Genomic DNA, 11,734 nt, shown 5'->3' with positions numbered 1-11,734 from the left:
GATTCTGCTGGATCACCAGTGTGAGACATAGGAGGCAGGCCCGAGTGAAGGGCTTGCCTCCTCATTCCTCCCGCAATGATCCAGCAGAAAACTCAGGGACAGGGCCGAGTGTGTGGCCGTCCCCGCGCCAGGAATCCACGAATCTGCTCCATGACATCGTCCGGGGAACTCCAAATCTGCTCGGGAGCAAAGCTCAGGATGTTGAAACCCCTTGCCTGCGCCGCGTTCAACCTGGCCATGTCCTTCCGCCACGCGTCCCTTGAACTGTGGAATTGATAACCATTGACCTCCACGATCAGCCAGCCATCAATCAGGGTGTCCACCCGGCCCACTCCGGAGATACGGACCTGGCGTCTGAATGAGAGACCCTCTGATTCGAAGAGCAGGCGGGCACTGATCTCCGGAACGGACTCGGATAAGCCATCGGCCATCCTCAGTCGTTTCCTCGCATTCCCAAAGTAGTTGGCCCGCAGCTCGCCCTCCAGGACGTCGCGGGAAACTCCTCGGTTTTTTATCGCGGACTGGGCCACGGCAATAGCGTCGACCTCCGGTAGGCACGTAAGAGCATGAATGACGGTGTCTTCCAGGGATGCAACCGGCACGTGGAGCTCCGGGCCCAGCCTTGGACCGCCGTGCCGGATAAACCCCCGGCCTCTGTTGTGCTTGGTTGCCAAATGAAGTCTTCCCGGTTTGTCCTTGAGCCAGAGGCCATAGCGGACAGCAGCGCTTGCGCACGTCAGAAGTCCGTTGTTCACGAGGGCCACGACAAACTCCGTATCTGCAGATGGCAGAGCCCATATGCCATGCCGCGGTTGATAGGCCCCTTCGAGCTTCCTCAGGTCCGCCGTGGTGTGCCCGTGGGCCCTGAGAAGACCCACCTTGGCCACTCCACCTACTGATGACAGGAATTCGAACGCGTTCATGGGTTCAGTCAGCCACGAGCGGGTGCCTTCCGAGCCCGGAAACTTCCCGTATGTGGACAATTCTGCTGGATCATCGCCGTCGCCCCGCTCCCATGACCCCGCTAATCCGCGGGTCCGCTGAGCTCCCATTGGCGATGATTCAGCAGAATTCATTGCCGCAGCCCGCACCACACGCTCCACCCTGTGTTCTGGAAAGCCACTCGTGACGCAGAATGGAGCATGCGGACTTTCGGGGTGGAGGAAGAACTGCTCATCGTGGATCCCGTCACAGGCGCGCCCTTGGCTCTCGCGGATGCGCTTCTGGCCGGTCATGACGAACCCGCGACGACCACCGGCCTCAGCCCGGAGCTCAAGCTGGAACAAATCGAAACCCAAACACGCCCGTGTCACAGCTACGCCGACATCCTCCAGCAGATCCGCCGCGGCCGGGCCATGGCCAATCAAGCAGCCCGGCAGCACGGCGCAAGGGTTGCCGCGATCGCGACCTCTCCGCTGGCCTCGAACACCCACACCACCCCGGACCCGCGCTACGCCGCCATGCTGGACCACTTCGGCATCATTGCCACCGAGCAACTGACCTGCGGCTTCCACGTGCACACCTCGGTGGAGTCACCCGAAGAAGGCGTGGTGGTGCTGGACCATATTCGGGACAAGCTCGCCGTCCTCACAGCGCTCTCCGCGAATTCCCCCTACTGGCGTGGACTTCCCACGGGTTTCGACAGTTACCGCACCCAGGCATGGAATCGGTGGCCGACGTCCGGCCCGTCGTCACTTTTCGGCTCGCTGACGGCCTATCGCCGCGTGGTGCAGCGCTTGCTGGACACCGGAGTGATCCTGGACGAGGGAATGGTCTACTTCGATGCCAGGATTTCCAGGAACCACCCAACAGTGGAGGTCCGGGTGGCCGACGTCTGCCTCCGGGCCGAGGACGCGGCGCTGATCGCGGTGCTGGTCCGGGCATTGGTGGAGACGGCGTCTCTGGAAATGCTCGACGGCGTTGACCCCACCCCGGTGCCGACCGCACTGCTGCGGATGGCCGGTTGGCGCGCCAGTAATTCAGGGTTGCGCGGAGACCTCCTGGACTTCGGCGATTTCCGACCACAGCCTGCGGCGGACGTGGTGTGGGCTTTGGTGGATTACCTAAGCCCTGTCTTGGATGACCAAGGTGAATTGACGCTCGTCAAGTCCGGTATTGCGGAGATTTTGGAGCGCGGCAACGGAGCACTCGAGCAGCGGGATGCTGCGGCACGATACAGCGGGAGGCACCGCGACGGGGCCACCCCGCCCGGGAGTCCTCCTGACGAAGAATCGCTTGCGGCCGTCGTCGCGCATGCTGCGAAAGTGACTGTTCGTGGCAGCGCGCAGCCCGGGCCCAGGGACCCCTCACCCATGATGACAAGGGTGCGGCGGCCCTAGTCTTCCTTCTGTTCAGCGTCGGCAGGGGCTTCAGCCCAGGTCATCAGATATGCGCCCAAGGCCCCTTCAGTGAGATAGAAGACCAGGGGCGGAATGTCTTTGGCCGTGGCAAGGACCGCTCCGGAAACAGCGGCCACCCCGGCTGCCGTGATGCCCACCCATCGTTTGGCGGGGGACTTCAGGAGGCTGCCTCCCAGTGCCGCCAGACCCGCCACGTGCAGCCAGGAGTAACCGAGGAACGGTGCGTTGGATCCCCGGAATGAAGCGAAACGCTCAAGGTCCGACGCCCGGCGGCTCAGGCTGTAGATGAAAAGCGGTGCCCCTGCGAGCAAGGCCGTAGCAGCCGTGGAGGCCCACGTTTTGGAGGCACCGGGACATTGCGCACCGGCAAAGGCCGCGAAGCCGAGTGGCACCGCGGCCGTTCCCGCAGCGGCCAAATGATGGCCGATGACCCATCCGCGCTCGCTGTTGATCAGCACGTCCAGGCGCTCAGCCGGTTCGCGCATGAGGTACACGCGCGAACCTGGCGAAATGCCGGCCAACCACACCACCGAACCCGCAACGATGACAGCCCCCGCCCGGCGGTATGGATGCCTCATGCCAGCAAGGTTAGACCTGTTTGAGGGCCTTCTCCAGATCCAGGATGAGGTCGTCCACGTCCTCGAGGCCCACAGACAAACGGACCACGCCGTCGGACAATCCGATGGCCGCACGACCCTCCGGACCCATGGCCCGGTGCGTGGTGGTGGCCGGGTGGGTGATGAGGGATTTGGAGTCGCCCAGGTTGTTGGAGATGTCGATGACGCGCAGGCCATCGAGCAGTGCGAACGCGGATTCCTTGGCAGTACGGCCGCCGGACGGCGAGAGCTCGAAGGTCAGCACGGTCCCGCCGGCCTTCATCTGCTTGGTGGCCAGCTCATACTGGGGGTGTGACTTCAGCAGCGGGTACTTGACCCAGCTGATGGCAGGCTGCTGTTCGAGCCATTCGGCGATCTTCAAGGCCGATGCCGAGCTGTGGTTCACGCGCAGCCCGATGGTCTCAAGGCCCTTGGTGAGCACCCAGGCGTTGAACGAGGACAGCGAGGGGCCGGTGTGGCGCATGAGCTGCTTGACCGGGCCGTCGATGAATTCCTTGGTGCCCAGGATGGCGCCACCCATGACGCGTCCCTGGCCATCGATGTGCTTGGTGCCCGAGTAGACAATGACGTCGGCGCCCAGGTCACCGCAGCGCTGCAGCAGGGGAGTGGCAAAGACATTGTCGACGACGACGGTCGCCCCGGCGGCATGCGCCAGTTCGCTGACGGCCGCGATGTCGACGATCTCCTGCATCGGGTTGGACGGGGATTCGAAGAAGACGGCGGTGGTCGGCTCGGAGAGGGCCTCGCGCCACTGCTCCAGGTCCGGTCCGTCGACAAAGACGGTCTCCACGCCCCAGCGCGGCAGGATTTCGTTAAGGATCACGAAGCACGAACCAAAGAGGGAACGGGCGGCAACCACGCGGTCGCCGGCAGCCAGCAGGGCACCCAAGGCGGTGAACACAGCGGACATGCCGGACGCCGTCGCAAAGCATGCCTCGGTTCCTTCAAGCAGACGGAGGCGCTCCTGGAAGGTGGCCACGCTCGGGTTGCCGTAGCGGGAGTAGACGAAGCGTTCGTCCTCGCCGGTGAAGGCGCGCTCCGCAGCGGCAGCGGATTCGTACACGAAGCCGGAGTTGAGGAAAACCGGTTCGGCGGTCTCCTGGAAGTTGGTACGGTCAAGTCCACCGCGGACGGCCTGGGTGTCAGGGCTCCAGCCGGCGGCGTCAGGATTGAATGTCACTTTTAGTCGTTCCCCAAGTTGGTAGGCAGGCCGCGGTTCTTCCAGCCGTTTACAGTACGTTCGCCATAACGGTCCGGCTCACCCTCAAAGCCTTCCAGCACGTTGTAGGCGGTGAATCCGGCCTGCGTGGCGGCGATGGCGGCGGCGATTGAGCGCTGGCCCGAGCGGCAGAGGAACACCAGCTCCACGCCGTCGGCTTCGGGAGCCTGCTGCTGCAGCTCCTCGATGAAACGGGAGTTCGGGATGCCACCGGCGAGGTTCCACTGGATGAACAGGGGATCGTTCTCGGTGGCCTTGGTGTCGGGGATGCCGATGTGGGCCCATTCACCCTCAGTACGGACGTCCACCAGGATGGCGCCTTGTTCAAGTTTGGCCCACGCGTCGTGCGGGGTCAGGTCACCTGCGTAGCTCATGCGTGGCCCTCGAATGCTTCTTCGTAGTTCTCCAACTCGTCCACGGCGCTCGCCACTGCGGCGTCGGAACTGGCGACGGCGGCAGGCAGGATCACGGCCTGGGCGACAATCACGTCGGTGCCGTTGAAGGTGGCTGCTGGATTGCCGTGCAGGACGTAGCCCTCTGCTAGGGCATTGCTGATGCGCTCGCAGAATTCACGGGTGTCGGGACCAGTGATCAGGCGATAAGCGAGTTTTTCTTCAGTGGGTTCAGGCATTCGTGGTGCTCCTCAGTCACGCTTGCAGTTCGAAGTGTCGAATACGCCGAGTAGTCACCTGAGGCACCCCGCCGCGGGAGAGGGTTGCCGACCAGCAAGTCAGGGCTTAACGCTGGTGCTCATTACTCAAGAAAAACGTAACATCCAAGGCGCCGTCGCCGCATTTGGGGACAGCGCCGCCGTCGTCATGTTGCGTAATCGGTCCCTGGGCGGGCCGCTGCAGACAGGCCCCAAATGTGACCTCCCGGGAGCATAATTGACGCAGTACGACCCCCTGTAACTTCGTGTGAAATCAGGTCGCGGTGAGCGGACAGAGCAGTTCTACACTCAAGCCCATGCTTCATTTTGGATGGTTCGTGGGCCACGGATTCGGGGTGCAGGGTTGGGGGACTCCTGGCTACAGCTTGGGCTATGACTGGAAGAAACCCGCCCTCTACCAGGAGGCTGTCCGGGCCTTTGAGCGATCCGGGCTGGACCTGTTCATCATCGAGGATTCCCTGACGGTGCCCGACACCTACGGTGGCACAGCCGAGGTTTCCCTGGCCCATGCCTCCTTTGCTCCAAAGCACGATCCCCTGGCATTGGTGCCCTACTTGCTCTCCGCCACCGAACACCTCGGGATTGTGCCGACCGTCAGCGCTTCCTTTTACCCGCCCTTCACCGCGGCCCGGCTGCTGGCAACGTTGCAGCATTTTTCGGAGGGGCAGCTCGGCTGGAACGTAGTCACGTCCGGCAGCGACCTCGCGGCACAGAACTACGGCCTGGACCAGCAGATCGAACACGACCTCCGGTATGAGAAGGCGGAGGAATTCGTCGACGTCGTCAGGCGGCTGTGGCGGAGTTGGGAACCTGGCGCCGTGCTCGAGGACGTGGAAGCCGGCGTCTTTGCCGACCACGGCAAAGTGCACCCCATCAACCATCAAGGAGAGTTCTTCAAAGTCCGGGGTCCGTTGAACACAGCGCCTTTGCCCGAGGAACCTGTCCTGGTTCAGGCTGGTGCTTCGCCACGAGGCAAGGCGTTCGCCGGCGGCCACGCGGATGTTGCCATTGCCTTGGCCCGCGGGGTTGACGGTATGAAGTCCTACCGCGATTCCATCCGCGCCGAGGCCGCGAAGGCCGGGAGGAACCCCGACGACGTGAAGGTACTTTTTGTGCTGAAGCCCACCGTGGTGGGTTCCACTGCGGAGGCAGAGGAGCTGCGGGCCCAGCGTCGGGAGCTGACCCAGCGCGACATAGACAGCCAGCTAAACTCCATCTCCTACCTCTCAGTGATCGACTTCAAGCAGTTCGACCTGGATCAGCCCCTCCCCGAGCTCAGCACCAACAGCAACCAGGGAACCCTGGAACATTTCGCCAAGGCCGCCCCTCCCGGATCCACATTGCGCGAAATCCTGCAGGCACGCAGTGGTGGTGCGGGAGACTCGATCATCGGCACAGTGGGAGAGATTGCCGACTACCTCGAGGAAACAGGCTCGGCTGTGGGCGGAGACGGGTTTCTGTTCTCCGGCTTCGTGGATCCCGTGACTGTGCATGGCGTTCTGGACAAGCTCACGCCTGAACTGCGGCGCCGCGGCCTGTTGAGGACGAGCTACGGCAACGGCGGTTTCCGGCAGAATCTCTTGGATTTCTAGTGGGGACCTTCAGCATCGGAACCGGCCCGGTTTCCGCGCTCATCGCCGCGAAGGTGGCCGCTGACCCCACGTTTCATGTGGAACTCAACCAAGATGCGTTGAATTTGCTCCGACAATCCCGCGAAGTCGTGGAAAAGACTGCCGCCTCCGGCCAACGGGTTTACGGCCTTAACACTCTGCTCGGATCCGGCCGCGACACCGCTGTGGAGGAGAAGTCGCTCCTGGCGTACCAAGTCCAGGTGGTCCGGTATCACAACAGTGGGGTTGGCCCGTACTTGGACCGGGCTGCCGCCCGGTCGGTGATCCTCGCCCGCCTGATCGGCTTCAGCAGGGGCGGCTCAGGCGTCCGACCAGAGACCGCCGCGTTCTACGCCGAGTTACTCAACCGCGGCGTCTTTCCCGCCATCCCTGGCGAAGGCTCGGTGGGCTCATCCGACCTGACGCAGCTGGCCGCCGTCGCCGCTGTTGCCTTGGGCGAAGGCGAAGCGTTCGACGCCTCCGGCTTGCTGGTTCCTGGCGCCAAAGCGCTCGCCGCCGCAGGCCTTCAACCCCTCCAGCCCGCTGCCGGTGAGGCCCTGGCCCTGGTGAGCGCCAACGCGTTCTCCATTGGTGCCGGTACCCTCGCCTTGGTGCGTCTGCGGCACCTGGCCCGGTTGGCCGACGTCGCGCTTTCACTTTCGCTGGAGATCATCGCAAGGTACGACGGCGGCGGGAACCTCAGTCCCTTTTCGCCGGCCATCCAGGCGGCCAAGGCAGTGGACGGGCAGGGCGACTCGGCGGCCGCTGTCCGCGGCCTGTTGAGTGGGGGATGGTTGGAGGATGTCCGGCCGGAAGTGTCGGTGCAGGACGCATTGTCGTTCCGTGCCGCGCCGCAAACCCACGGTGCGTTCCGGTCTTTGTTGTCGCAACTGCGGTCGGCCCTTGAGGTGGAACTGAATGGCCGGGGAGATAACCCGTTGGTTGATGTGGCGTCCGGTGCGATGGTGTCCGGCGGGAACTTCCAACCGATGCAGCTGGCCTTGTCTTTTGAAGGGCTTCGGCTGGCCTTGGCGCATGTGGGCATTTCCAGCGAACGACGCATCGCCAAGCTGTATCCACCGCAGCGGGCCATCCGGGCCCGACACCTGGCAGCGGCATCCTCCGAGCCGGGATCGGCGTCGGCATTGATCCAGGAGGAGCTGCCCGGGCTCCTCTGGTATTCCGCGGCGGGACTGTTGGCCGAGCTCAAATTCCTGGCAGCCCCGGCGACCCTGGGTGCTCCCACCCTCTCGGCCGACGTCGAGGACCACTCCACGTTGGCGCCACTGGCCCTGCAGCAACTGGAGAAGTCCATTGATGCGGCGGAGAAGCTCCTCGCGATCGAGGCCCTGACGGCGTCGTACCTTTTGCTCGAAGCGGAAGCGGCGCAGCCTTTGGGAAACGGGACAGGGCTGGTGGTTGGCAGGCTGGCCGACGTGCTGGCAGACCGGCCGTCGGCGCCGGAGCTGGTGGAGCGGGCACGGACAATCCTGCGGGAAGCCGTGGACCACCTATTTCCTGAAACTGAGGAGGAGACGTCATGAGTACGGCAACCCGCAAACATGGGCTGCACGCCATGCCGGCGGCTCTGGATGGGCTCGATGCGTCGGTTCTGGACAAGGTTGGCAACACTCCGCTGGTGAAGTTGGAGGCGCTCAGCCGCGGGCTGGGCAGTTCCATTCAGATCAAGCTGGAGTCCGAGAACCCCGGAGGCTCCATCAAGGACCGCACGGCATTGAGCATGGTGCGGGCGGCTGAGCGTTCGGGTGAACTGCAGCCCGGCGCCACGATCGTTGAGAGCACGTCCGGCAATACCGGCATTGGGCTGGCACTGATCGGACACCTCACGGGCCACCCGGTCGTGGTGGTCACGGGCGACACGATTTCCCAAGAGAAACTTGCCGCCCTCCACAACTACGGCGCCCGGGTGATTCTGACGGATTGGAACGCCCCCTCCGAGTCCCCGGAGAACGCCCGAGCCGTGGCGGCCCGGATTACCGAGGAGACCCCCGGCGCATGGCGGCCCATGCAGTTCGACAACCCGGCCAATCCGCTGGCCCATTATGAGACGACCGGGCCGGAAATCTGGGAACAGACCGGTGGCCTGGTGACGCACTTTGTGGCCGGGATCGGTACGGGCGGGACCATCAGCGGAAACGGGCGGTACCTGAAGGAACAGGTTGCGGCTGCACGGCCCGGCGGTCACCTGGAAGTCGTGGGCGCGGACCCGTATGGTTCCGCCTACAGCGGCGGGCACCCCGGGGAGATCCTGGTCGATGGAGTGGGGAACTCGTGGCCGCAGGCAGAGTGGCCCAAGATCTTCGACCGCTCCATCGTCGATCGCTTCCTCCGGATTCCCAACGACGAGGTCTACTCCACCGTCCACCGGCTCCTCGATGAGGAAGGGTTGGCGCTGGGGCCCTCGTCCGGACTCGCCGTGGCGGCGGCGATACGGGTGGCCCGCGCAGCGCCTCACGGCTCGGTTGTGGTGGCAATAGCCCCCGACGCCGGCACAAACTACATGAGCAAGGCCTTCAACCCGGTGTGGCTGGCTGAGAACGGCATCCGCCTCTCCGCCGACGCACCGGACGCCCGGGACTAGCAACGCTCGCTCACGTTCCTGCTGTTTGGGGCGATCGCTCGCTCACTTGGTGGCCCCACTGCAGGGTGGGTTAAGCTCCAACCATGCCCGAACAGGAAACGAAACCCCGGCTCGCCGGTTACCTCGATAAGCAGCAACCCGACCTTTACGCGACACTCAGTCACTATTCACAGCAATTGGTTGACGAGGCTGACCGGCTTGGAATCTCACGCCAGACCCTGGAACTCATCAATTACCTATGCTCACAGATCAACGGCTGCGCGTTTTGCCTGGACCTGCACCATCGGCGGGCGCTGAAGTACGGGGAAACCGAACAGCGGTTGTCCTTGGTTGCCGTCTATAGGGAAGTGCAGCTGTTCGAGCCCGCCGAAGTCGTAGCCATGCAGATTGCCGAGCAGATTACCCGGATGAGCACTTCCCGGCCCAGCCCTGAACTCTTTGCCGAAGCCCGGCAACACTACAGCGACGAGCAGATCAGCGTCATCTGCATGGCCGCGATCGGCATCAACGCCTTCAACCGCCTGTCGATTCTGAGCGAGCACCCGGTCAGGGCTGGCAAGAAGTAGCCGGAGCCGCCTTGCGTGCGTGCCGCTGCGACCCACTATGGCCGTGCATCCTGCCTGACTCGCCGTGGAAGACGGCGTGGCGGACCCTTTGGAAGATGAAAGTGGGTGATGGCGGCACGGGAAGCGTGGCGTCCTGACCTTCTTTCAAGTCCAATCAGCCCTTGATCAACCGCAATAGCTTGGCCAAGGGTTTGATCTGCGTCCAGAGTGGGTCAGGAAGCCACCGAGACCCTCAGCGGTCGGGACGCCGCGTTAGGTAACCTGCGCTGGCGAGGTGTGGCCCGGCGTCGTGCTTTACGCGAGGAAGCGAGGCTGCAGCGTGCCGCCACGACCCACTTTGGCTGGTCGCCGTACCCGACACGCCTCCCCAAACGGCGTGGCGTAGCCCTTGCAACCTCAAAGTAGGTGGTGGCGGCACCGAAACTCAAAACCGATCGGCCCCCGGCCAACCACGACGGGTTGACCGAGGGCCGATCGGTGTCCAAAGCTCAGGAAGCCACGGAGCTAGGCGTCCAGGGCCTTCTTGAGTGAGCGTCGGCGTCCGTACTTGAAATAGAAGAACGCGTAGCAGGCGCCCACAAACGGAACTCCAAACAAAAGGGCTGCTACTTGGTTGGGATCGAAGGCAATGCCGATCAAGGACACAACGCACAGCGCGAACGCGAGGATCGGCACCAGCGGGAAGAGCGGTGCCTTGTACGGCAGCGTGTTGATGTCGCCGCCGTTCCTCACGAATGTCCGCCGGTAGATGAAGTGCGAAGCCACAATGGACATCCACACGCCCACAGTCGCGAAGCCCGCCACAGAGACCAGCACAAGGTAGACCGTAGCAGGCGCCACAACGCTGCTGATGAGGGAGGCCAGCCCACCGAGCATGCTCACGCAGAGGGCAACCAGGGGAATGCCGCGTTTGGTGAGCTTCTTGAAGACCTGCGGAGCATGGCCTTCGTCGGCCAGCGAGAAGAGCATGCGGGCACAGGAGAACAACCCACAGTTGCCGGCAGAGAGCAGGGCCGTGATGATCACGAAGTTCATGATGTCCGCTGCGTAGGGGATGCCAAGCATGGAGAACACGGTCACGAACGGGCTCTCGTCCACGCTGACTTTTTCATACGGGATAGTCGCCGCGATGACCGTGATGGCACCGACGAAGAAGATCATGAGTCGGATCACCGTGGTGCGCATGGCCTTGGGAATGGTTGCGCCGGGGTTGGCGGTTTCGCCCGCCGCCACGCCGATCAGTTCCGAGCCGGAGAAAGCGTAGAAGACGGCCAGGCAGGTGACGAAAACCCCGGTGAAGCCGTTCGGGAAGAGCCCGTCAGGGGTGCTGAAGTTCGATCCGAAGGAGGGATAGTCGCCCGCGGCAAGGGGGTGGAAGCCGGCAAGCGCGGCGCCACCCAGGATGATCAGGCCGACGACGGCGGCGACCTTGATGAGCGCGAACCAGAACTCCGATTCACCGAAGACACGCGATGAGATGGCGTTCAACGTGAAGAGGACCGTGGCGAACACGAAGCACCAGATCCAGACGTCGACGCCGGGGAACCACCGCTGCATCAGGAGGCCTGCTGCCGTGAATTCCGAACCCAGGGCCACGGCCCAGCAGAGCCAGTAAAGCCAGGCGGTGGCAAAGCCCGTGGCCGGTCCAATGGTCCGGGCCGCATAGATGTGAAATGCGCCTGATACGGGGAACGCAACAGCGAGTTCCCCGAGGCAAGCCATGACGAGATAAACCACGACGGCGCCAATAAGGAAGGCGAGTACCGCACCCAAGGGGCCGGCGGTGGCGATGGTGTAGCCGGAACTGACGAAAAGGCCTGAACCGATGACACCGCCCATGGCGATCATGACCAGGTGCCGGGCCTCCATGGACCGGCGGAGTCCTGATGATGAAGCGGCAGTCGCGGACTGCGCTTCGGTTGCCGATGCTTCGGCTTCTGTGGGGGAGCTGAGTCCCATATTCCCTCCGGGAAGTTAGCCAGCAAAGTCTGAAGGAAGTGCCAGCCGGACGTGATCCAACTAACACGAGAACAAGATTCATCACATGACGAATGACCATTTCAAGGAGGATAAGAAATGCGAATCAACGC

The 11,734-nt window shown here is 63.5% G+C and carries 11 protein-coding genes and 1 riboswitch; of the genes, 5 read left to right on the top strand and 6 right to left on the bottom strand.

The features are described from left to right. Positions 1 to 92: 92 nt before the first annotated feature. Complete coding sequence (locus ACFVSI_RS05870) at positions 93 to 923, bottom strand: DUF559 domain-containing protein (protein WP_387820676.1); 831 nt, start codon at positions 921 to 923, stop codon at positions 93 to 95. Between the two features lie 219 nt (positions 924 to 1,142). Here ACFVSI_RS05870 and ACFVSI_RS05865 point away from each other — a divergent pair, with 219 nt between their 5' ends. Continuing rightward, positions 1,143 to 2,339, top strand: coding sequence for a glutamate--cysteine ligase (locus ACFVSI_RS05865; protein ID WP_387820673.1), 1,197 nt, complete (start codon positions 1,143 to 1,145; stop codon positions 2,337 to 2,339). Here the strand turns inward: ACFVSI_RS05865 and ACFVSI_RS05860 are convergent. From ACFVSI_RS05860 to ACFVSI_RS05845, 4 genes are read right to left on the bottom strand one after another with little or no spacing between them, the layout of a single operon-like run. Continuing rightward, a complete protein-coding gene (locus tag ACFVSI_RS05860; protein ID WP_387820671.1) occupies positions 2,336 to 2,938 on the bottom strand; it encodes a hypothetical protein in 603 nt (200 codons plus the stop codon). The two genes, ACFVSI_RS05865 and ACFVSI_RS05860, sit on opposite strands and share 4 nt — an antisense overlap. A 10-nt stretch (positions 2,939 to 2,948) precedes the next feature. Next, positions 2,949 to 4,157 (bottom strand): O-succinylhomoserine sulfhydrylase, encoded by a 1,209-nt coding sequence (locus ACFVSI_RS05855; protein WP_387820668.1) that lies wholly within the window; start codon positions 4,155 to 4,157, stop codon positions 2,949 to 2,951. A 2-nt stretch (positions 4,158 to 4,159) separates the two neighbouring features. Then, on the bottom strand, positions 4,160 to 4,570 hold the full coding sequence (locus ACFVSI_RS05850; protein ID WP_262276231.1) for a rhodanese-like domain-containing protein: 411 nt from the start codon (positions 4,568 to 4,570) through the stop codon (positions 4,160 to 4,162). Next, positions 4,567 to 4,827 carry a DUF1737 domain-containing protein gene (locus tag ACFVSI_RS05845; protein ID WP_387820666.1) on the bottom strand — a complete coding sequence of 87 codons (261 nt, stop codon included), beginning with the start codon at positions 4,825 to 4,827 and terminating at the stop codon, positions 4,567 to 4,569. Before ACFVSI_RS05845 ends, ACFVSI_RS05850 begins: the two co-directional genes overlap by 4 nt. Before the next feature lie 13 nt (positions 4,828 to 4,840). Beyond that, a riboswitch (SAM riboswitch) is annotated at positions 4,841 to 4,954 on the bottom strand. A gap of 175 nt (positions 4,955 to 5,129) precedes the next feature. On the opposite strand from ACFVSI_RS05845, the gene ACFVSI_RS05840 reads away from it, so the two are divergent. The 4 genes from ACFVSI_RS05840 (at position 5,130) to ACFVSI_RS05825 (ending at position 9,644) form a co-directional block, all read left to right on the top strand. Then, positions 5,130 to 6,458, top strand: coding sequence for an NtaA/DmoA family FMN-dependent monooxygenase (locus ACFVSI_RS05840; protein ID WP_387820663.1), 1,329 nt, complete (start codon positions 5,130 to 5,132; stop codon positions 6,456 to 6,458). Beyond that, a complete protein-coding gene (locus tag ACFVSI_RS05835) occupies positions 6,458 to 8,020 on the top strand; it encodes an aromatic amino acid ammonia-lyase (protein ID WP_387820660.1) in 1,563 nt (520 codons plus the stop codon). Before ACFVSI_RS05840 ends, ACFVSI_RS05835 begins: the two co-directional genes overlap by 1 nt. After that, positions 8,017 to 9,078 carry a PLP-dependent cysteine synthase family protein gene (locus ACFVSI_RS05830; protein ID WP_387820657.1) on the top strand — a complete coding sequence of 354 codons (1,062 nt, stop codon included), beginning with the start codon at positions 8,017 to 8,019 and terminating at the stop codon, positions 9,076 to 9,078. The genes ACFVSI_RS05835 and ACFVSI_RS05830 overlap by 4 nt, the downstream gene beginning before the upstream one ends. Positions 9,079 to 9,161: 83 nt before the next feature. Beyond that, positions 9,162 to 9,644, top strand: a complete 483-nt coding sequence (locus tag ACFVSI_RS05825; RefSeq protein ID WP_387820654.1) for a carboxymuconolactone decarboxylase family protein — start codon at positions 9,162 to 9,164, stop codon at positions 9,642 to 9,644. A gap of 504 nt (positions 9,645 to 10,148) precedes the next feature. On the opposite strand, the gene ACFVSI_RS05820 is transcribed toward ACFVSI_RS05825, so the two are convergent. Continuing rightward, positions 10,149 to 11,603, bottom strand: a complete 1,455-nt coding sequence (locus tag ACFVSI_RS05820) for an amino acid permease (RefSeq protein WP_387820652.1) — start codon at positions 11,601 to 11,603, stop codon at positions 10,149 to 10,151. Positions 11,604 to 11,734: the final 131 nt, after the last annotated feature.

This window comes from Paenarthrobacter sp. NPDC057981, from assembly GCF_042886835.1.
Lineage (GTDB): Bacteria > Actinomycetota > Actinomycetes > Actinomycetales > Micrococcaceae > Arthrobacter.
This window is presented reverse-complemented; position numbering and strand designations above follow the sequence as displayed.